General features: G+C 44.9%; 14 protein-coding genes and 1 pseudogene. 9 read left to right on the top strand and 6 right to left on the bottom strand.

The features are described from left to right. Positions 1 to 4: 4 nt before the first annotated feature. Positions 5 to 1330, top strand: coding sequence for a tetratricopeptide repeat protein (locus JC525_RS04260; RefSeq protein ID WP_198814685.1), 1326 nt, complete (start codon positions 5 to 7; stop codon positions 1328 to 1330). A gap of 165 nt (positions 1331 to 1495) precedes the next feature. On the opposite strand, the gene JC525_RS04255 is transcribed toward JC525_RS04260, so the two are convergent. The 5 genes from JC525_RS04255 to JC525_RS04235 form a co-directional block, all read right to left on the bottom strand. After that, positions 1496 to 2584 (bottom strand): response regulator, encoded by a 1089-nt coding sequence (locus JC525_RS04255; RefSeq protein WP_198814684.1) that lies wholly within the window; start codon positions 2582 to 2584, stop codon positions 1496 to 1498. Beyond that, positions 2571 to 5876: an ATP-binding protein gene (locus tag JC525_RS04250; protein WP_198814683.1), complete on the bottom strand. Its 3306-nt coding sequence runs from the start codon at positions 5874 to 5876 to the stop codon at positions 2571 to 2573. Before JC525_RS04250 ends, JC525_RS04255 begins: the two co-directional genes overlap by 14 nt. Continuing rightward, positions 5870 to 6955, bottom strand: coding sequence for an FIST signal transduction protein (locus tag JC525_RS04245; protein WP_233094973.1), 1086 nt, complete (start codon positions 6953 to 6955; stop codon positions 5870 to 5872). The genes JC525_RS04250 and JC525_RS04245 overlap by 7 nt, the downstream gene beginning before the upstream one ends. Before the next feature lie 205 nt (positions 6956 to 7160). Then, the gene (locus JC525_RS04240) at positions 7161 to 8729 is read right to left on the bottom strand and encodes an AMP-binding protein (protein ID WP_198814681.1); all 1569 of its coding nucleotides are present in this window, start codon (positions 8727 to 8729) and stop codon (positions 7161 to 7163) included. Between the two features lie 106 nt (positions 8730 to 8835). Continuing rightward, positions 8836 to 9264 (bottom strand): hypothetical protein, encoded by a 429-nt coding sequence (locus JC525_RS04235; RefSeq protein WP_233094972.1) that lies wholly within the window; start codon positions 9262 to 9264, stop codon positions 8836 to 8838. A 488-nt stretch (positions 9265 to 9752) separates the two neighbouring features. On the opposite strand from JC525_RS04235, the gene nhaC reads away from it, so the two are divergent. The 3 genes from nhaC to JC525_RS04220 all read left to right on the top strand — a co-directional run bounded on the left by nhaC (position 9753) and on the right by JC525_RS04220 (position 15759). Continuing rightward, entirely contained in the window at positions 9753 to 11240 is a 1488-nt protein-coding gene (nhaC, locus tag JC525_RS04230) for a Na+/H+ antiporter NhaC (RefSeq protein ID WP_198814792.1), read from the top strand. Positions 11241 to 11385: 145 nt separating this feature from the next. Beyond that, a complete protein-coding gene (locus tag JC525_RS04225; RefSeq protein ID WP_198814679.1) occupies positions 11386 to 12486 on the top strand; it encodes a PQQ-dependent sugar dehydrogenase in 1101 nt (366 codons plus the stop codon). A 462-nt stretch (positions 12487 to 12948) separates the two neighbouring features. Further along, positions 12949 to 15759 (top strand): bifunctional aconitate hydratase 2/2-methylisocitrate dehydratase, encoded by a 2811-nt coding sequence (locus JC525_RS04220; RefSeq protein ID WP_198814678.1) that lies wholly within the window; start codon positions 12949 to 12951, stop codon positions 15757 to 15759. Between the two features lie 71 nt (positions 15760 to 15830). On the opposite strand, the gene JC525_RS04215 is transcribed toward JC525_RS04220, so the two are convergent. Continuing rightward, complete coding sequence (locus tag JC525_RS04215) at positions 15831 to 16835, bottom strand: 5'-methylthioadenosine/S-adenosylhomocysteine nucleosidase family protein (protein ID WP_198814677.1); 1005 nt, start codon at positions 16833 to 16835, stop codon at positions 15831 to 15833. A gap of 248 nt (positions 16836 to 17083) precedes the next feature. Between JC525_RS04215 and JC525_RS04210 the strand changes: the two are divergent. The 5 genes and pseudogenes from JC525_RS04210 to acnB all read left to right on the top strand — a co-directional run. Further along, a pseudogene (locus tag JC525_RS04210) lies at positions 17084 to 17302 on the top strand (response regulator); the annotation flags it as partial. A gap of 150 nt (positions 17303 to 17452) precedes the next feature. Then, positions 17453 to 18634: an alpha/beta hydrolase-fold protein gene (locus JC525_RS04205; RefSeq protein ID WP_198814675.1), complete on the top strand. Its 1182-nt coding sequence runs from the start codon at positions 17453 to 17455 to the stop codon at positions 18632 to 18634. A gap of 6 nt (positions 18635 to 18640) precedes the next feature. Next, a complete protein-coding gene (locus tag JC525_RS04200; protein ID WP_233094971.1) occupies positions 18641 to 18925 on the top strand; it encodes a DNA ligase in 285 nt (94 codons plus the stop codon). A 140-nt stretch (positions 18926 to 19065) separates the two neighbouring features. Then, entirely contained in the window at positions 19066 to 20022 is a 957-nt protein-coding gene (locus tag JC525_RS04195; protein ID WP_198814674.1) for a DNA ligase, read from the top strand. Positions 20023 to 20376: 354 nt separating this feature from the next. Continuing rightward, on the top strand, positions 20377 to 22989 hold the full coding sequence (gene acnB / locus JC525_RS04190; protein ID WP_198814673.1) for a bifunctional aconitate hydratase 2/2-methylisocitrate dehydratase: 2613 nt from the start codon (positions 20377 to 20379) through the stop codon (positions 22987 to 22989). Positions 22990 to 22993: the final 4 nt, after the last annotated feature.

Genomic DNA, 22993 nt, shown 5'->3' with positions numbered 1-22993 from the left:
GAACATGATGAAAAAACAGACGAATACATTGCTTAGTGCACTGGCGTTTGCATTTGCATCGGCCACGGTATCTGTACCTAGCATGTTGGTTGCCAACGACGCTGTTGCACAAGAGCAAAAGGCCAGTGAGAAGAAAACTCGCCGTGTACCTACATTACGCGGCAAGGTTTACGAACAGCTAGCTCGAGCACAAACGGCGGCGGATGAAGCAGGCAATATTGAAGAAGCTATCGCTATTTTGAAAGAAGTAGAAGATAAGTCTGACTCGATGAACGCCTACGAAAAAGCCATGATGTATAACTTTTTCGGCTTCATTTACTACAACAACGAAGACTATGCGAAAGCGTTGGAGTCGTTTGCTAAAGTGGTAGAGCAGCAGCCAATTCCTGAAAAGTTTGAAATGACGACACTTTTCAGCTTAGCGCAGCTCAATCTGATGCAGGGTAATTACGACGAGACTATTACTTATTTAGAGCGCTGGGAAGTCTTAAACGAAGGGCCTATCCCACCAAAGAATAAAGTGATAAAAGCGCAAGCGTATTATCAGAACAAGCAGTACGAAGAGGCAGCGACGTGGATTGCAGAAGCTATTGCAGGTCACGAAGCCGAAGGCATGATCCCTGATGAAGGGTGGTTAATTCTTCAGCGCGCTATCCATTACGAACTAAAACAGCCTGCCAAGGTAAAAGATGTTTTAGTTAAAATGGTGAAGTTGTTTGATGAACCTAAATATTGGATCCAGCTAGCCGGTATGTACGGTGAGCTAGGTGAAGAGCGCAAGCAACTGGCTATTATGGAAACCGCTTATCAGCGCGGGTTCGTCAATACGTCAGCCGATGTGTTTAACATGGCACAGCTTTACTACTATCATCGCGTACCTTACAAAGGTGCAAAACTGATGGAACAGGCGATGAACGATGGTGTGCTTGAGAAAAACCTGCGCAACCTTAAGTTCTTAGGTCAAAGCTGGTCGCTTGCCAAAGAGCAAGACAAAGCAATCCCGGTTATGATGCAAGCGGCTGAACTGTCTGAAGACGGTGAGTTAGATGCTCAGATTGCCCAAATTCTTCTGAATGAAGAGCGCTTTGATGAGGCCATCGCCGCGGCAGACCGTGCGGTTGAAAAAGGTGATTTGAGAAACCCTGGTTTGGTTTACTTGATTAAAGGCATGGCGCTTTACAATAAAAAGCAATATGCCCTAGCGCTTAATCAGCTAGCTGAAGCAGAAAAGCATCAGAAGAGCCGTGCAATGGCGCAGCAGTGGAAACAGTTTGTTCAAGGCGAGAAACGTCAGGCAGACGCACTTGCTTCTGAGTTAGGCGCAAGCTAAGCTCAGCGCATTGGGACAGTCTGAAAATTAAAGGGTCGAGAAATCGACCCTTTTTTGTGCGCGCTAGTTATTAATTTCATGAGCAATATAACCACGCTAATTATGCCAATATCCTAACTTTACCTGTGTATGTGCGGATAGTTTCTTGTGCCTGTATGCCGTTAACTACAGTTTTTTAGGGAGTAAATCACTCACTGATACAACTTTTCCTTCCGCTTCTAATTTGTTCCAATAGTGCTTGGTTTCGATAATTTCTTCTTTTATTGATAAAAAGCAGTCAACTAATCTAGGGTCAAAATGCGCACCTGCACCTTGACGTAAATAGTCGAATGCTTCCTCGTCATCCCACGCCTTTTTGTAAGGGCGCTTCATAGTAAGTGCATCAAAAACATCAGCAATGGCTACAATACGGGCGCTTTCTGGGATGTTCTCTCCTGCCAATCCTTGCGGGTAGCCTGCACCATTCCATTTTTCGTGGTGACATAGGGCAATCTCAGCAGCAAGATTAAACAGTGGCGTATCACAACGGGAGAGAATTTTATGTCCTATTTGCGCATGAGATTGCATAACTTCCATTTCACTGTTTGTAAGCCTGCGCGGCGCTTTTAAAATTGAGTCAGGGATGCCAATTTTCCCCGTATCGTGCATGGGGGCGGCTTGTGCGAGTAAGCATGCATCATCATAAGACCAGCCCGAGGCCATGGCTAAGCATTTGCTGTAAGCAGCCATGCGCCAAATATGATGCCCTGTGTCAGTATCATTGTAATGGCCTGCAGCAGCTAGCATGGTAATAGCGCTTTGCTGACTTTTGCTTAGTTCCTCAGTGCGTTCAGCCACTAAGTTTTCGGTAGTACGCATTTGATGTGCGAGACTGAGATGAGTTTTTACTCGCATCAGCGCTATGCTAGGTGAGACAGGTTTCGTAAGGTAATCTACTGCACCAAGCTTAAACCCTTTTTCTTCGCTTTCTCCTTGGGTAAGTGCTGTTACGAAAATAACGGGAATCTGGCTAAGTACTTCATCTGATTTAAGTCGCTCACATACCTCAAACCCATCCATATCCGGCATCATGATATCGAGTAAGATGAGATCAGGCGTGTGTTGCTTTGCAATTTTGAGGGCTATAGGCCCTGAGGGGGCGACTTTAACATTGTAAAAAGGGCTGAGTATCCCAAGCAATATATCAATATTCGCTGGCTCGTCGTCAACGACAAGTATATTGAATACATGTTCATCTATGTTAGGCACGTTCATGGGTAATTTCATTAATAAGCGTTTCTATAATAGTTAAAGCGCCTTCAAAATCATAAACAGAAGTGAGTTGCTTTAAGTGGGCTATGGTGTGTGAATAGCTTGATTCACTGTATTGAGTGGCAAGCAGGGATATGTGCTCTAATGCTTTTGCATCATAGGTTTCAAGGGCGCTTTTTGCGTTCTTTAATGTGGCAAGTAAAGCTACATTGTCAACATGGAAATCATCATGAGAAGTTCCACTTTCTTCATTTTTATCAATGGTATGAGCAATAAGACGAAGTGTGGCATCCAATGCATAAGACAAGTCAGCAACACGCTTCGCGATAGCTGTGTCAGGCCTTTGAAGCGACTCAAGTAACACCTCCAGACAGTGCGCTAATGTAGAAGCCCCTATTTTATGAGCATCAACGAGTAACGCGTTTAATAGGTCGCTCGTATTTGATGGCGAGTACAGGATGCTAAGCAAGTCTGTCATTACACTGCGTTGGCTATATGTGTCGTAGAAGGCCAATAATGATAAGGTAAAGTCATCGGCATGTTCGGGCACATCAATGTCGATGTAACCAGCGTGAATGTGAGAGTCAATAGTGTGGACTATTTCATCAGCCGTTGCTGGCTTCACTAAGTGATAGCACATACCTGCCGTTAATGCTTTTTCTGAAGCTTCATTTGTCTCATCTGCACTCAACGCTATGATAGGGGTCAGCCAGCCGTCTTTATTTACGAGCTCGTCTGCAACATCGTAGCCAGAAATTCCAGGTAAGTGACAGTCCAGTAAAATCGCGTCAAAGGTGTTCGATTCGCACAAGGTTAGTGCGTGTTCCCCAGTGGTTGCCGTTACGACTTTCATGCCTAAATCCACTAAGATTTGCTGGCTTATTTCAACGCTGATTAAGTCGTCATCTACCACCAAGATACGTTTGTTAGACAAACGTTTGATTCGCCACTTTTTACTCTCAAGTTTGTCATTTTCAGTCTCTCTCGACGGCAGTTGAAGTGGAGATAGCGCTGAAAGAAGCTCTTTATCAGAGAAAGGTAATTCCACCACTCTGAACTCATTGTAACGCTTTTTGCCTAAGTGTTTTTGTACGTTGGCCTTGCTGAGTGGGCTTACTAATATATTGCAATTTAGCTGAGCATCGTGGTTATTCTGCAACGGGTTTGAAAAGGTTTTCCAGTCGGCGTCGCGATCGCTTAAAAATGCAATGGCTTGTTGTCCGGATGAAGTAAGATGCGCTTCGCGCTCATCAACAATCTCGCAGTTTATATTCAGCCTCTTCAGTGTTTGCGCAAGAATCTGACATCCTCGCGCTACGCTTTCGTGGGTTTGTATGCAAAGTACTTTTGAAGGCAATGATTCCGGGATGAATGGTTTTACAGCAGCGTCGTCGACGCAAACTGGGAGTGAAAAAGCGAAACAACTTCCTTCGTTGATTTTGCTTTTAAGAGTAAGCTCTCCGCCCATCAATTCCACAAGACGTTTGCAGATCGCTAAACCGAGCCCCGTACCACCAAACTTCCTAGATATGGAAGCATCTGCCTGTACAAATGCATTGAAAAGCTTGGACTTACCAACGTCGGTAATACCCATGCCGGTGTCGCTTACGCTGAAAAAGAGCCTATCTTCCCGTTTGTTTACTTTAAGTAAAACATAACCGTTGTCAGTGAACTTGATTGCATTACTTAAAAGGTTCAGCAGAACCTGATAGATTTTTTCGCTGTCACCACGGCATGGCGAGTTTGTGTTGTAGCGTATATCAAAAAGCAGCTGTAGGCCTTTTTGTTGCGCTTTGACTTGAAATACTTGTGCAAGCTTATCAATGGTTTTGGTTAGCGTGAAAGGTTCGTTTACGATATCTACCTTATCAGCTTCTACTTTAGAAAAATCGAGAATACTGTTCATTAGTTCTAGCAAGGCGTTAGCGCTTCGCTGAACTTTTTCAAGGTATTGCAGGCGTTGGTCATTGTCCTGCGTTTCCAAGGCCAAGTGAGTAAGACCAATAATGGCATTCATTGGCGTTCTAATTTCATGGCTCATAGTAGCGAGAAAATCGCTTTTCGCTTTGTTGGCACTTTGGGCGTTGTCGTAAGCTTTTTGTAATTTATGCTCGATAGCTTTTTGACTACTTATGTCGCTAAAGACTCCCACATGCCCATCTGGTTTGCCGTTATCGTCTAGCAGTGGAACGGCAACAATAGAGATAGGGAATAAGCGTCCCCGTTTATCCGTAAAAAAGTCTTCGTAAGAGGAGTATGATTTGCCCGTTCTGATAGTCAAATTAACTGGACATTCCTCTCTAGGTAGAAACGTGCCATCACCTTTTTGATAATGAACAGTATCGTGAAAACGTCGGTCTTGAAGATCCTCGACAGTCCAACCTAACAGTCGTGAAGCGGCTGGGTTGAGAAACTGAGCTTTTCCTTCGCCATTTACCGCATATACCCCTTCACCAATGCTATTGGTGATACTTTGGTAAAAAGCACGATCCTCTTTGAGCTTGCGGGCAAGGCGCATTTGTTCTGACATGTCTGTGCAGATAACGACAAGGCGATTGACCCGTTTATTGTATTCTACAATCGGCACGACGGTCGCAAACACAGTCCATGGCTCATTTTTCTTAGTAAAACTATGCAGTTCCCCTTGCCATATTTCACCCTTAATTAGTGTTCCTAATATTCTTTCTTGCTCAGAAATTGGGATGTTTTGGATACGAAAAATGGCGGTACTCTTTCCTATTAATTCGTCGCGAGAGTATCCGGAAAGCTGACAGCATTTATCGTTCGCCGACAGCAAAATGCCGTTGAGATCTATAGTTGCTACGATACCGTGTTTATCCATGGCTTTGCGCTGAAGCAATAGCTCATTATTTGCATTTTTCTGTTCGTTGATCAGTTCATAGGTCAGCGTACTGAGATCGGAAAGGTTGGTGAAATGTTCATCTATAAGCGGCTTGTTTCGCTCTTCGAGCAATTGGTTTACCGCCCGTCTAAGGGTTTCAATTACCGCTTTCTGCTCGTCGTACTCTTGGCGAACTTTCTCATTTACCGTCATCAGTTCCTCTGAACTGATGCGTAAACTTCTATCTCTTAACGTTATATCTCTTTCAAAGAAAGCGTAAGACTCATTGACCCGCGAAACGAGCAGTGCCAGTCCTTGTTTAAAATCACTCGCTCCCTCAGTTTTATCGTCATCACTTTTAGATTTGAGCTCATTGAGCCAGCGCTCGAGCGACACCGTGTCGTCAAGGTTAAATGCTCGGCGTAACTGGCGCTCTAATAATGGAGTCAACATGCTTCCCTTAATAACATAATAGTCAAGGTTTGATTGTGTAACTCACACTGGCCTTTATTCAGTAAGGGGCTAATTTCACCATAGGAATAAAAGCCAGCAATACACACGGGCCCGGTAAGTTGGCAGTCTATCTCCTCAATTTCTTCTTCAACTCGGTCACCCATAACGAGTTTGCGCCCAACACAGCTCGTAACAAGGGCTAAGTAATCAGTATGATAGTTCATGTTCGAATGAGTAATGCCGTTTATTGCCCTATGAGCACCATCGATAAGATCATCCGTCGACGCATGCATTAAACGTAGGTAGTGACTTGTCTGAACTTCACCCGCCAGAATGAGGCTTTTCGATGACTCGTCTATGCCGAGTATCGTTCTAATGACCTGTGTAGGTTGGCCTTCCTCGTTCAAAACTTCGAAGGGAAATAAGAGCCCACTTGCAGGCAGGTCGTTAGCGTAGTCGCCCAGGTAGTCTCGATAGATATCAAGCGCAGGTCTACCATCTAATTCAAAGAGTTGATTCGCAATAGCTGATGTTACTGCTCTCGCCGGGCCAAACGAACGCCAACCGCCGTTAGCACTATAATCAAAGGACAAACTCTCACCATAAAAAGCAATAGCGCTAACGCTTCTGCTGTCGACGCCTTCAGGGTGCAACACATAGGTTTGTTCAAACGCTCCGTAGTCTCCCGCGAGTCCTCCGCTTATCCCTACCTTTTCGGGTAACTTGGTTGCTAGACCTGCTAACAAGGCTGAGCCATTTACATCAACACCGGGCGCTAGAAGGTACACACCTCTCAGTCCTTCATTGTCTATACCATCTGCTAACGACTGTCCGGTATTGAACGAACTCTGCATGTCTTGTAGATGTGTATGATGGATTTTAACCTGGGCGCTGCCACTGAAACGTATCGCTACGAGCGAGATCCCATTCTCAAAAACTCTGTTTCCAGAAATCTCACCAGCAGTACTACATCCAACGCAATTGACGCAGATTTCAGTCAGCGTTTGATGAAATGAAGGAACAAGAAAAAATGTCGGTGATGCGAAGGCGATAACAAAAGATGGTGCAAACGCTCTCAACGCCTCACTCTCAGACTGCAGCTCTTCTAGGCTGGTAAAAAAAAGCGTCTTTGAAAGCATTGATATGGATAATGAATGGATAATCTGTAATTTATAGTAATAACTAGACTATTTTACAAATTTTGAGCGTTATCCTTTCGTAGTAATAAACTGATTTTTAGAGAAAAAAAGCCGTTTAAGAAAATATAAAACGGCTGTTTTTTAATCATGCCGAGCGAAGCTCTCTACGTAAAATCTTACCTACGGTGGATTTAGGTAATTCGTCAAGAACGGTTATAGATTTTGGAATTTTGTAGTTAGTTAATTGTTTTCTGCAGTGTTCGATAACGTCGTCGGTAGATACGTCGGCTGACACCGTAATGAAAGCATAAACTCTTTCACCCGTTTTGTCATCTGGTTTGCCCACGACGGCGGCTTCCATTACGCTAGGGTGCGTGGTTAAAACGTCTTCGATTTCATTCGGGTAAACGTTAAAGCCAGATACAATGATCATGTCTTTTAAACGGTCTACGATCTTTATAGCGCCTGAGTCGGTGCGTATACCAATATCTCCGGTCTTAAAGAAGCCGTCATTGGTCATTACTTTAGCGGTTTCGTCATCGCGGTTCCAATACCCCATCATAACTTGGGGGCCGCGCACTGCGATCTGCCCAGACTCGCCCTCGGCCACAGGTTTATCTGAACTGTCTAACAGTGCCACCTCAGTGTCTTCTAATTCATGACCGACCGTACCGATTTCTTCTTTTCCGGGGATGTTGAATGAAACCACGGGTGCCGTTTCAGAAAGACCATACCCTTCAGTAATAGTATTGCCCGTAACATCTCGCCATATAGAAACGGCGGCCTGCGTCAGCGCTGTGCCCCCTGACATGGTAAGGTGAAGTTTAGAGAAATCTAATTTTGAGAACTCAGGATGGCGTCCTAGCCCAACAAATAAGGTGTTAATACCCATGAAAGCGGAAATTTTGTGTGGCTTAAGTGTTTGAATAAAGCCGTCAATGTCTCGAGGATTTGGAATAAGGATGATTTGCGTACCCTTAGCAAATAGCGCCATCATACCTACCGTGAATGCATAAATGTGATAAAGAGGTAACGGGCAGACAAGCACTTCTTCACCGTCTTTAAAGCCTTCTCCGATGCGTTCTAGCATCTGAATGCAGTTAGCTAGCACGTTCTTGTTGCTTAACGCAGCACCCTTAGATACACCTGTGGTTCCCCCTGTATATTGCAACATGGCAAGTTCATCTAGGGTTAATGAAGGGCGTTCGAACTGAGGTAGCGCATTCCCTATTTCAATTGCTTTACTTAGCGATACCGTACCGTCGAGCGCTGGCGCTGTATTCGGGTCTAAAAGTTCAGTTGCAGACGTAGTGATGACGGTACTGATGTCTGTTTCAGTCTGTATGCTGGTGAACTTTGGAAGTAAATCGCCAAGAATGACCAAAGCTTTTGCACCACTGTCAGTGAACTGATGCTTCATTTCCCTTTCTGTATAAAGTGGGTTTGTATTCACTACCACTAAACCTGCTCGCAGTGCTGCATATACGGCAATGGGATTCTGAATCAAGTTAGGAAGTTGAATGGCCACTCTAGTGCCCGGTGCAAGTTTAGCTTCGTGAACAAAGTAGCGTGCTAGTGCAGAAGATTTGCTATCTATTTCAGCAAAGGTGAGGGTTTGTCCAAGCGCTGTGTAAGCGGGTCTATCGGCAAACTGGTGCATTACATGTTCAATGTAGTCGGCAAGACAGGTCACGTTATCAGGATAAGTTATCATAATGCTTGTTCCTAGTAGGGCATGGTAATTCGGCATTCATCATACATTACCAAACTTAACCTTTTATTTACATCTGTGTTGGTTTATTCAGTACTATTAATATCAATTATGTTTTTGCTGTAGATTTATTATTTAAATAGGCAAAGACACACCCAGCAATAAGCCCTGCTAAACACTGGGCTAGCAAACCTGCTAGAGAACGAGCGCCAGCGATAAGCGTAACGTTAAGAATAGGCTGCATTGCCATAAGCATTAACCAAAACGATATGGCGCCAGCTGCTGAGAACAGCGCTAAGCGGGTTGGGAATGATGTACTTTCAAGTCGTCTACTCTGACTACGATTTATAACGTACTGTGTAATGTAAAAGGCGAGCGCGAGTGTTACCGCGATAATGACGCCATAGGTTGGAAGAAGTCCCAGTAAATCTTGCTTTATCATAAAAAGCCAGTCGCTTAAACCAACAGAAACGTCAATCTTGGCGAGCTCTATCAACACAGAAGTGGTGTGAAGAATGCTTGCTAATATAAAACCCATAGCCCATGCCGGTATGAAAACAAAAAACGTATGTCGTATAAATTTTTTCATTGTTTTAGCCAAAAAGCTTCCGATGGTTGTTAAAGATAAATATAGAATTGCCCTAGTTAACTGCTATTTTTATCGAATGTGCACGGCATAACATAGTACGTCTATCCACATACAACAATCAGTTGATTTATCCATTAACGCAACGGGCCACTTGAGTGCTACTCGCCAGCCTCATTGATATTTCTGTTGAAATTACGCCAACCCTTTGATGTATTTCGCGTTTGCTTAGGACTTTTCAACCAATCCCCTTCACTGGCCAAATGGAAAGGTTAGGGAATATATTAGGTTTAACTGCTAACCGATCTGTTCTGCAAGGGTGTCCGTAAAGATTAACAAATATTTATGGAAATATATTAGCTGGGAGAGAAGTTAACTTTCGTCTCATGTCAAAATCAGAGGCAAGTCATCTTCCCAGTTATGGCCTTGAGGGCACTGGCATGTCAGATGAACAACACACTACCCCAAAACTACTGCTCGCGTTAACGCCCGTTATACTTACATTGATGATATTAGGCACGCAGATATTTTATTTTGGCGTGTTCGAACCCCATATCCCTCTTGCCATTGGCGTGGCGCTGACAAGTTTTGTTGGTATTTATCTTGGCCGTACTTGGTTGGATATTCGCGCGGGAATATTCAAAGTCATACTGGTAGCTTTACCGTCTGTCAGCGTTCTTATTGTTGTGGGCATGATTATCGGTATATGGATTGCCAGCGGAACCGTGCCCACCATTATCTATTACGGCCTAAAAACCTTGTCTCCTCAAATTTTCCTCGCAGCTGGTATGGTTATCTGTGCAGTTGTGTCGGTATCACTTGGTACTAGCTGGGGGAGCGTTGGCACAGTCGGACTTGCGCTAATGGGTATCGGTGAAGGGTTTGATATACCAATGTACTGGACAGCCGGTGCCGTCGTTTCAGGCGCATTCTTTGGCGACAAGGTTTCTCCTTTATCTGATACGACAAATCTTGCCCCTGCTGTTACCGGCACTGACGTTTTCTCGCACATCAAGAATATGATGGCAACCACCATTCCAGCTATGTTAATTGCGTTTCTGATCTACCTCGGTGTCGGTTACTTCGTTATCGACTCTCAAAGTGTGTCTTTTGGGAAAATAGAGGCGATCACTACGGCTTTAGAATCTAATTTCACCATTTCTGGTTGGGCACTGCTGCCGGCTCTTGTTGTTATGGCATTGGCATTAAAGAAATTCTCGCCTCTTCCTTCGTTATTTGCAGGTGTTGTCGTGGGCGGCGCTTTTGCAATGGTCATGCAGGGGCAAAGCCTTCAAGCTGTATTTGACTATGCGAATAACGGATATGCCATTCAAACCAATATCGTCGAGATTGACACCTTGCTTAATCGAGGTGGTGTTCAATCAATGATGTGGACTATCTCGCTAGTGCTTATCGCCCTGGCATTTGGGGGAGCGCTCGAGACGACAGGCTGTTTGAGAAGTATTATCAATGCAATAAAAAGTAAAGCGAAGACGTTCGCAAGTACGCAGGTTGCTGCGGTTGGAACGGCGTTTTCAACAAACTTAGTAGCGGGCGACCCCTATCTGTCAGTAGCCTTGCCAGGGAGGATGTATTCGCCGGTTTACCGCGGCATGGGATACTCTACCCTTAATTTATCACGAGGAATTGAGGAAGGCGGAACGTTAATGTCACCACTCATTCCTTGGAATGCGGGGGGAGCATTTGTTATATCCGCACTCGGTTTGGGCGTATCTGGAGGCAACTTAGAAAACTTGTTATACATACCGCTAGCATTTGCATGCTGGACCGCGCCTCTCATTGGCATCTTCTATGCCTATGTTGGGTGGTTTTCGCCCAAAGCCACAGAGAAAGAGCGAGAGGAGTGGAAGTTGACAGGTGCGAAAATTGCGAAATTTAACGATGACGGAACGCCAGTCACCGATTGAAGAGCTTGCTACTGAAAGCTTGCATAACGTACAACGCTTAACGTAGATTCATCAACACTGTTATTGAACGAGACTTTTTGAAAGCAGATAAAAAGTCTCGTTTTCGGTTGTGCCTGTGTCGCCCAACTTTTTTGAGTAGTCCGTTATGAATAGTATAAAAAATGTTTTTGTGTTCTCAATATTGCTTGTTTTAAGTGTGAAGAGTTGTTTGGCGCAAGTAGATGATTATGTCATTCGCGAGTACGCAGGCGGGCTGGCTTTTCCTAAGTCGATGACGTTACTGCCTGATAATTCAATGTTAATTTCACATAAGCACGGAGTGATTACCCGAGTAACCAGTGAAAAAACGCAAAAGGAATTTTCATTGTCTTTGCCTGAGCTTTACAGTGAGGGGCAGGGCGGTGTACTCGATATACTGGTTATCAGTGGGTTTAGCGAATCTCACACGACGTCGGGCGAACTTTTAATATCATACTCAAAGGGAACTGCAGACGATAATCGATTAGCGGTCGTGTCAGCGACGTTTTCTTTAAGTGAAGGGATTACAAACCTCAAGTCTGTTTTTGAAGTGAACGAAGGGAAAGACACACCTGTGCACTACGGCGGTAAATTGCTTAAATTACCTGAAGGCGGCTATCTCGTAACAACGGGAGACGGTTTTGATTACCGTGAGCAAGCGCAGGTTATTAGCTCGCATTTAGGTAAAATCATAGGTTTCACACTCGATGGTCAACCGTTGCCGTCCCCAGCGTTTAAAGATGCACCATACGTTTACAGCTTGGGCCACCGTAATCCGCAAGGACTGGTAGAGTTTAACGGGGACATTTATCAGCATGAGCACGGTCCAGATGGCGGCGATGAATTAAATATCATTATCAAAGGTAACAATTATGGCTGGCCGGTCATTACGAAGGGGATCGATTATTCCGGCGCCCGAATCTCTCCCTTTACTCAATACAAGGGAATGGACAACCCTCTTGTTGATTGGACGCCTTCTATCGCTCCCTCTTCCATGGCGGTTTATGCGCATACCGCGTTTGCGTCGCTAAAAGATACGTTACTGGTTACTTCGCTTAAAGCTCAGCAGTTATTCGCGGTATATGAAACAGATAATGGTTGGAAGCCTGTACCCATTATCAATCAATTAAGGACACGGCTGCGAGATGTTAAAGTCGATGAATTTGGTAATATTTGGGTTTTAACAGATGGCGAAAAGGCAAAAATCTTCAAAATTTCGGCTTCATAAGAGATAGTCGACACGATAATGTGGCGTTGAAGATAATCAATACCACCAAACTAAAGGTCAGACCAATAGATTTCGTGAGATGTACATACTGTTTATTATTTGAACTGGTCGCACCATAAATATTATAAATGTCTGACATAAATACAACACGGTTATTTATTAGCTTTATCACTGACGTGATCAGTAAAAACGTTGAGTTGAATATCCTGGACTTTTTTAACGTAATGATAATAAAGAATTAAATTTCGCTTTTTTTCATTTTCGTTCTGTTCAGCCATTTGTACGAACGAGGTTAACTGGCTCGTATTTAGATAAAGCGGTGATGCCTGTATACCCTATCTCTTTTCATGCAAACATTACGTAAGCCGTGAAAATCGGTTAAAATACCCTTCATTTTTATATGCGTATAGCTAAGACCGACTTAACACTACGCCCAAGTAAAACTAAGACCGAGAGAACTATATGAGTTTGTATTCAGAATATCTGGCAGAGATCGAAACCCGTAAAACGGAATTAGGTCTTAACCCTAAGCCTATTGACAGTGCAGATCTGCTGTCTGAAATTATTGCTCAAATCAAAGATACAACAAACGAGCACCGCGAAGACTCTCTAAAATTCTTTATCTATAACACGTTGCCGGGTACTACTCCTGCAGCTGTTGTTAAAGCACAGTTTCTGAAAGAAATTGTACTTGGCGAAGAACAAGTAGAAGAAATTACGCCTGAGTTTGCACTTGAGCTTCTTTCACACATGAAAGGTGGTCCATCGGTAGAAGCTTTGCTAGACCTTGCGCTTTCTGACGATGAAGCGGTTGCAAAGCCAGCGGCTGAAGTATTGAAAACGCAGGTTTATCTGTACGAAGCGGATACTGAGCGTTTAGAGACAGCATTTAAAGCGGGTAACGCGATTGCTAAAGACGTACTAGAAAGCTATGCAAAAGCTGAGTTCTTTACCAAGCTACCTGACGTTCCAGAAAAAATTGAAGTGGTAACCTATATTGCCGCAGAAGGTGATATCTCTACTGACCTTCTTTCTCCAGGTAACCAAGCGCACTCTCGTGCAGACCGTGAACTTCACGGTAAGTGCATGATCACCCCTGAAGCACAGCAAGAAATCGTTGAATTAGGCAAAAAGCATCCTAATGCTAAAGTTATGCTAATTGCTGAAAAAGGCACCATGGGCGTAGGTTCATCACGTATGTCTGGTGTGAACAATGTTGCACTATGGGCAGGTGAGCCAACAAGCCCGTACATCCCATTTGTAAACAAAGCACCTATCGTTGCGGGTACTAATGGTATTGCCCCAATCTTCCTTACTACCGTAGATGTAACGGGTGGTATTGGTCTTGACCTTAAAAACTGGGTTAAGAAAACAGATGAAAACGGTGAAATTGTTCGCGATGCGAACGGCGATCCAGTGCTAGAAGAAGCGTACTCGGTAGCAACAGGTACGGTGTTAACTATCGATACCAAAGCGAAGAAGCTTTACAACGGTTCAGAAGAATTAGCTGATGTGTCTGCGTCGTTTACTCCTCAAAAAATGGAGTTCATGAAGGCAGGTGGTTCTTACGCGGTAGTATTCGGTAAGCAGCTACAGTCTTTCGCAGCACGCACGCTCGGTGTTGAAGCACCAGCGGTATACGCACCTTCTAAAGAAGTATCGCACGAAGGCCAAGGCCTAACTGCTGTTGAGAAAATCTTTAATCGCAATGCGGTTGGCGTTAAGTCTACAGCACCACTGCATGCCGGTTCTGATGTGCGCGTAAGAGTGAATATCGTCGGTTCTCAGGACACCACGGGCCCAATGACGTGCCAAGAGCTAGAGTCAATGGCTGCGTCAACAATCTCTCCACTTGTTGACGGTGCATATCAGTCTGGCTGTCACACAGCGTCGGTTTGGGATAAGAAAGCGCAGGCTAACATTCCTAAGCTTATGTCATTCATGAATAACTTTGGTGTAATCACAGCTCGTGACCCTAAAGGTGTGTATCACTCAATGACTGACGTTATTCATAAAGTGCTTAACGATATCACGGTAGACGACCGCGCTATCATCATTGGTGGTGACTCTCACACCCGTATGTCAAAAGGTGTAGCATTCGGTGCCGACTCAGGTACGGTTGCATTAGCACTTGCAACAGGTGAAGCGGCAATGCCAATTCCAGAGTCTGTGAAAGTGACCTTTAAAGGCAGCATGAAAGAGCACATGGACTTCCGTGACGTGGTTCACGCGACACAAGCGCAAATGCTGAAGCAATTCGCTGGCGAGAATGTATTCCAAGGCCGTGTAATTGAAGTACAAATCGGTACGCTACTGGCTGACCAAGCGTTTACTTTCACAGACTGGACTGCAGAAATGAAAGCGAAAGCGTCAATCTGTATTTCTGACAACGAAACTATGATTGCGTCTCTTGAGCTTGCTAAGACGCGCATTCAAATCATGATCGACAAGGGCATGGACAACGAAGCTAACATGCTTCAGGGGCTAATTGACCTTGCCGATAAGCGTATCGCTGAAATTAAGTCTGGTGAAGAGCCAGCGCTTGCACCAGATGGCAATGCTAAGTACTACGCAGAAGTGGTTGTTGATCTGGACCAAATCGACGAGCCAATGATTGCTGACCCAGACGTAAACAACGACGACGTATCTAAGCGTTATACTCACGATGTTATCCGCCCGGTTTCTTACTACGATGGTAAGCCAGTAGACCTAGGCTTCGTGGGTTCTTGTATGGTGCACAAAGGCGACATGCAAATCATCGCACAAATGCTGCGTAACCTAGAGAAGCTAAACGGCTCTGTAGAGTTCAAAGCGCCGCTAGTTGTTGCGCCACCAACATACAACATTGTTGACGAGTTAAAAGCAGAAGGTGATTGGGAAGTACTTGCTAAATATGCAGGCTTTGAATTCGACGATGCTAAGCCAAAAGAAGCAGCGCGTACTAAGTACGACAATATTCTTTACCTAGAACGCCCTGGATGTAACCTATGTATGGGTAACCAAGAAAAAGCTGAGCCGGGCGATACCGTAATCGCAACGTCTACTCGCTTGTTCCAAGGCCGTGTGGTTGCTGATTCTGAAGAGAAGAAAGGTGAATCACTACTTGGCTCTACGCCGCTAGTAGTACTTTCAACCGTACTTGGCCGCTTCCCAACAACGGAAGAGTACAAGCAAGCGGTTGCAGGTATCGACCTAACCAAGTTTGCGCCTCCTTCAGAAGATTTAGCGGTTAAGCCTAAGTTTGAAGCAGATGTAGCGGTTAAGCGCGTATAAGCATTTACCGCTAAACAAAACATTAAAAAGCCCCAACCGTGGTTGGGGCTTTTTTATCTGGAATAAAGAAGTTATTCAGAGTCGGTTGCTACGAGTTCATCAAGTATGCCAAGTAGCAGTTTGGTGCCGGTACCAGAGGCTATTGCGTCAAAAACATTCTCTACATTTTTACCGTGCTGCCCCCCTGCTAAATCGCTTATTGAGCGGATAATTAACCAATCCACATCGTTAACAAAGCTCACCTGTGCAACGGTTGCCGATTCCATCTCTGCTACATCGGCAGTATAGACGTCGCGCAGCCACTCGCGGTATTTAGCATTGTCTACAAATACCGAACCTGTCACCCCATTTCCACCGATATCCACCAGTATCTCTTTACCAGATGGCATAGTGATAGGCGGGATCTTTTTCAAGGCACGCTGTGCCATCGCCAATAGCGCTTTGTCTGCCGTAAAATATGGCATTCTTCTGCGGGTGTTCCAACCTTCTTTAACTACAGCAACCTCGGTAGGGTGAATAAACCCAATGTTTTTATAGTTAGGCGAGTGCTTATCAGTCTCCCGTCGCTCTTTGTAGTGTTCGAGCTGTTTAGCGTAATAGTCCGGAAGCTCGTAGGCGCTCGCATCATCCTTTTTCGGGTTGATGTAGACAGATTCATCGTGGAAGTACCAGCGCTCAGGCACGGCAATATCTCCAGGCGTGTATTTAGGATTAATCGCACCTGCAATGCCCATCATTACCAATTTATCAATGGGAAAATAATCCAGTGCCATCTGTACGGTCATCGCTGCATTAGTAATGCTTACGCCGGTACTAAATACAACAATGGGTTCGCCTTTGTAGGTGCCAAGTTGGTATTTAACCCCTTTTATATAGACGGTTTGCGTAATTTGAGCGTCATCTATATCCGCAAATGCAGCATCTATGGCTTCAATTTCGGGCTCGTAGGCGGCAACAACAGCCGTCCATTTGTTCGATACATTTGAAAAATCTTTCGGGCCATATTGGCTGGTGTCGTCGTTAGCGAAAGACGACAGTGATATACACACGAATAAAACAAAACTACTTAAGCGCATAGTGACCTTATTTAATTTATTTGCGCACCAAACAGGTGCGGGAGATGGAAAAAGAACGAGTTTAAAAGCCTTTGGGAGCTATCGGCAAGGCTTAAGACAACACCGTTCGTTATATTTGCAAGATTTTTGCAAGGCTTGGGCCAATCGCAAGGCTTGGGCAAATAAATAGCAAACCCATATGTTTCACCGCAAGGAGGACCCTTAGTGCACTGGACAACGGTCTGGGTTAATCAGGAGGAAGCGAAGCAGCATTCGCGTTGCGGCAGGCAAATATCACCATTCCCATTATCGTGTTTACAGCCGCTGTGGTTGCAGAAGATATAGATAAAGCGCTAGCGTCAGGAATGGATGGATGCCTCACGAAACCAGTCAATAGGTCGGAGTTATACGCGACCCTGACCAAATATTTGGGCGGGGATATGTCTATAAAAAATTCCCGTATTGCCAAAGTGGAGGACTCGGAGTAACTTACACGCTTGAGTAAAGATAGTTCGAATAAACTTCTTTAAAAACATAAACTAAAAAAGACGCCCGTGCCCCAGTCGAGTCGATATTTAAATTCTTTACTTAAAGATAGTGCTTGTGGAACGTGGAGCGCTATATAAAAGGATTTAAATTTGAAGTCATATATACACACCATTATTGCCCTATTATTTTTTGCTTTGCCGAGTTTTACGGTTAGCAGTGAGCCTGACACAAACAGTCAGCGTTATGAACTGAAAGTAGAAAAACTCCAATCCAAAGTGTTAGGCGAGCTACGAGAGGTGATTGTTCAGCTTCCTAAAAGCTATGCCAAAAATCCCGATAAAAAATATCCCGTTATTTATCGACTAGACGGGGCGGGCAATCTGCCTATGATGAATGGAGTTCTTGAATCGCTTCAATCTCAAAATGCTGCGCCGGAAGTAATTATAGTCGCCATTGAAAATACCGACCGTCTTCGAGATTTTTACCCCACAGCAAATGAAGATCCAAACGGGCCTGTCGGCTATGGTGGTGGCGGAGCAAAGTTTCTGTCTTTTATAACTACCGAACTTATGACTATGGTCGAGAGTAAATATCGTGTGCATGACTTTCGGGTGATAGAGGGCGCATCAGCAGGTGGTTTATTTGCGTTATACGCGCTTTCCCAAAAACCTGAGCTTTTTAACGCCGCGCTTACTTACAGTGCTGCAGTTTGGTGGAATTATGGCGCATCTGCAAAGCGGATGATTGCGTTCTTAAAATCTGCCAACCAATTAGACCATTATATTTATACGTCTATTGGGAATGAAGGTGCCCCTATGCGTTCTTATTACAACGACATGATTTCTGGAATACGAGCTAACCAACCCGCTGGCTTAAGGTGGGAAAATGAAGCCTATGCCGATGTCCCGCATAATCTGGTTACTGCCGCGTCTACTTTTAGCGCTTACCACCACTTGTTTCTATCAGCCTATTTAATGCCGCAGCAGTACACTGGAGATGTGAATAGTATCGGCGAGTATTATGCCCGCGTTTCAAGACAGCGAGGCGAAAAACTGGAAGCACCGGAATGGGTCATTCGTGAGTTAGGCTATCACTACGTAGATATACAGAACTATGACAAGGCTATTGACTTGTTTAAACACGCTATCACCAAGTATCCGCAGACTCCAGATGCGTATAATGGCCTAGCGTATGGTTACGAGCGCATGGATGAATATGAAAAATCGCTGGAAAGTGTTAATAAGGCTTTGGCCCTTTCGACGCCAGAGCACGACGGTCATCAGGTGTATTTAAGCCGACAAAAACGTCTGCAATCTTTGCTTAAGGAATAAGTTACTTTGAATAATCCAGATACATATCGAAAGCTAAAACCTTTGGCCACTGCACTTGTTATGGTTGCTATCGTAGCAAGCGTCAACGGTTGCAGTTCCGTTACCACAGGTCAAACTGATCATTGCATTGAGCAAGCTAATAACGCAGATGTTCTTGGAGTGAGCACTGCCGATGAGCAGTTAAATGCCTGTTTAGAGACTTATCAAATGCGACGGAATGAAGAAAGAACCTTTGGTGAAGCCTTGGCGGAAGAGGTGCTGATCTCTGTCATTGATTTAATTACTGACTAAAGCCTCGGTTAAACGAAAAACTATCTAACGTACAGTTAAAAAAGATTAGAAGGCAGAGTAATTTACTCTGCCTTCTTTGTTTTAGCTCCGTTTTTGAAAGCGTTAAAGCGGGTAACGATTAATAAATAAAGGTGAATCTAGTGCGCTCCTTTTTAACTTTATTTTGGTTGTTTTTTGTTACGGGTCTTGTTCATGTTAATGCCAATGACAAGTTCGAATCTGTCGATGGGATACAACTTGCCAAGCAGTACGATTTCAATGGTGTTGAAATCAACATAGCCGATTATTGGGTGAGCGAAAAGTTAGACGGCATTCGCGCAAGGTGGAACGGCACTGAACTGCGCACCCGCAACGGTAATAAGATTTTTGCGCCCGCGTGGTTTACCGCTAACTGGCCAAAAGCAAACATTGATGGTGAACTGTGGATTGCAAGAGGGGAGTTTGAGCGTACGGCTTCTATTGTGCTTTCAAAATTATCGACCGTTGCGCCTTTCTCTGTCGCCAGATCCTTACCTCGTACTGAATCTGCAGCCGACGCCATGACTGCTACACATTCCCAATCAAGCAAACGCTGGGCCGAGATTAGGTTTATGGCTTTCGACATGCCTGTAGCGGGCCAGCCCTTTGATAGTCGACTCGACATGCTGAACAGCCTTAAAGAGGCTACCTCCAACCCTACATTTGCCGTTGTTCCCCAATTTAAGCTTTCTTCGCTTAATGCGCTTGAGGAGAAGCTTGAACAAGTAACATTACGCGGCGGGGAAGGGTTAATGCTCCACCATGAAAAGGCGTTTTACCATTCAGGGCGCAGTGACAAACTACTTAAGGTAAAGCAGTTTGAGGATGCTGAAGCGAAAGTACTGGCGCACCTTCCCGGTAAAGGAAAATTTAAAGATATGGTGGGCTCGCTGCTTGTAGAAACGCCGGCCGGAATTCAATTCAAATTAGGAACAGGCTTTTCTGAAAAAGAGCGTCGAGCGCCGCCCGCTATTGGCAGTTGGGTGACCTATAAGTTTTACGGTGTAACCAAAAACGGCAAACCGAGGTTTGCGAGCTTTCTACGCGTAAGGCCGCACTCTGATTTACCCCAGCAGTAGCTTCCCCCAATGTTCCAGCATATCTAACTAATCGACTACAAACGGCTTTTTTGCCGTTTGCGTTTTCAAACTTCGTACAAGGGTATCTAAAGGTGGCTCCTTGTGTTTATCTGATAAAGCCTTATACCTAATTGATATGTTAACTGTTAACCTTGCTTTAATGGTTTATTTTAATCGGTTTTAACGTTTAAAAGTAATGCTATGAATAGCGATTATAAGTGAATTAAAAGGGCTTGAAATGTAAAAATCCAGCCCTTGAAGTTATACTGTTGATGATTTATTAAACACACCTTGCGTCCAGTGTGTACAAGACCGTTTACTCCCATTGCGCAAGCTAACTTAGAGGAAGAGACTGTGTTACAAGACTATCGCAAACACGTTGAAGAACGTGCACAACAAGGCATTCCCCCAAAAGCGCTTAATGCCGAACAGGTTGCTAGCCTCGTCGATTTATTAAAGAATCCGCCAGAGAGTGAAGGCGAATTCTTACTAGAACTACTTTCAGAACGTGTGCCGCCTGGCGTAGATGAAGCTGCTTACGTTAAAGCCAGTTTTTTAAGTGCCATCGCAAAAGGCGAAGACAGCTGTGAGCTTGTTTCTAAAGAAAAAGCGGTTGAACTGCTAGGAAACATGCATGGCGGTTACAATATTGCCACCCTGGTAGAGCTGCTTGATGACGAGAGTCTAGCGCCGTTGGCTGCCAAAGAGCTTAAACACACGCTGTTAATGTTCGATGCTTATCACGATGTAGAAGAAAAGCACAAGGCAGGTAACGAGTACGCCACTGACATCATCAAATCTTGGGCTGAGGGTGAGTGGTTTACGTCGCGCAAGCTAATGGACGACAAAATTACCTACACAGTTTTTAAGGTAACAGGTGAAACCAATACTGATGATTTGTCGCCCGCCCCTGACGCATGGTCTCGCCCAGATATTCCTCTGCACGCTCTTGCGGCTTATAAAATGCCGCGCGAAGGACTTGTGCCAGAAGAGCCGGGCGTTAAAGGCCCAATGACACAAATAGAAGAAGTCAAAAGTAAGGGATATCCGGTTGCTTTTGTCGGTGATGTAGTTGGTACAGGGTCTTCTCGTAAGTCGGCAACGAACTCAGTGTTATGGTTCTTTGGCGAAGACTTACCGGGTGTGCCGAATAAACGTGGCGGTGGTGTATGTATCGGCTCAAAAGTTGCGCCTATTTTCTTTAACACCATGGAAGATGCTGGCGCACTCGTTTTCGAAGCGGATGTGGAAAAAATGAATATGGGGGATGTAATAGATATCTACCCCTTTGAAGGTAAAATTACCAACCACGAAACCGGTGAGCTGCTAGCAGAATACACTTACAAGTCTAAAGTGATTTTAGATGAAGTTCGCGCGGGTGGACGTATTAACCTTATAATCGGTCGCGGCCTTACTGAGAAGGCGCGGGAGACACTTGGTCTCGGCCCAACCGATCTTTTCCGCACGCCTGAACAACCAAAAGACAGCGGAGCGGGTTTCTCGTTAGCGCAGAAAATGGTGGGCAAGGCTTGCGGTGTTGAAGGCATTCGACCGGGCACTTATTGCGAACCTAAAATGACGACCGTGGGCTCACAAGATACCACAGGGCCTATGACTCGCGATGAGCTGAAAGACTTAGCTTGTCTTGGTTTTACTGCCGATTTAACCATGCAGTCATTCTGTCACACAGCGGCTTATCCAAAGCCGGTGGATATAGAAACCCAGCACACATTGCCTGACTTTATTATGAACCGTGGAGGTGTATCGCTTCGCCCGGGGGACGGTATTATTCACAGCTGGTTAAACCGCATGTTGCTGCCTGATACCGTAGGTACTGGAGGTGATTCCCATACCCGCTTCCCACTAGGTATTTCATTTCCCGCAGGTTCGGGCTTAGTAGCGTTTGCTGCGGCCACGGGCGTGATGCCCCTTGATATGCCTGAATCTATTCTTGTGCGCTTTAAAGGGGAAATGCAGGCGGGTATTACGTTGCGCGACCTAGTGCACGCCATTCCGTTTTATGCCATTAAACAAGGGCTGTTGACGGTAGAGAAAAAAGGCAAAATCAACGCCTTTTCTGGCCGTATATTAGAAATTGAAGGCCTGGAAAACTTAACGGTAGAGCAAGCGTTTGAGCTATCTGATGCATCGGCAGAGCGTTCAGCGGCAGGTTGTACCATCAACCTTTCTGAAGAATCGATTGCCGAGTACCTGCGTTCAAATATCACTATGCTTCGCTGGATGATTAACGAAGGTTATGGCGATCCGCGCACATTAGAGCGCCGCGCGCAGAAAATGGAAGAGTGGCTTGCAAACCCAGAGCTAATGCGCGCCGATGCCGATGCAGAATATGCTGAGGTTATCGAAATCGACCTTAACGACATTAAAGAGCCCATTGTGTGCTGCCCTAATGATCCAGACGACGCGAGAACTTTATCTGAAGTTGCTGGCGATAAAGTAGATGAGGTCTTTATTGGTTCATGCATGACAAACATTGGTCACTTCCGCGCAGCCGGTAAATTGCTTGAGCAATACAACAAAACGTTACCCACCCGTCTATGGATGTCGCCACCAACCAAGATGGATAAAGCTCAGTTGATGGAAGAGGGCTATTACAACATTTACGGCCGCGTGGGTGTGCGCACAGAAATGCCGGGCTGTTCGCTATGTATGGGCAACCAAGCTAGGGTAGATGCGGGGGCCACCGTACTTTCAACCTCTACCCGTAACTTCCCGAATCGCTTGGGTGACGGCGCAAACGTGTACCTGACATCCGCTGAACTCGCAGCAGTAGGAGCAATTGTGGGGCGCATTCCAACTGCCGACGAATACATGGAATATGCCAGCAAAATTAACGCGATGTCGGGTGAAGTATTCCGCTATTTAAACTTCGACAAAATGCCGAGCTTTAAAAAGGCTGAAGAAGAAGCGAAAGCACGCATTATTCCGACATTGAATGTTGCATAAAATA

Origin of the sequence: Alteromonas sp. IB21, assembly GCF_016405965.1 — a bacterium.
In the GTDB taxonomy this organism is placed as follows: domain Bacteria; phylum Pseudomonadota; class Gammaproteobacteria; order Enterobacterales; family Alteromonadaceae; genus Alteromonas.
The sequence above is the reverse complement of the archived record's forward strand: the minus strand, read 5'-3'. Positions and strand labels throughout refer to the sequence as shown.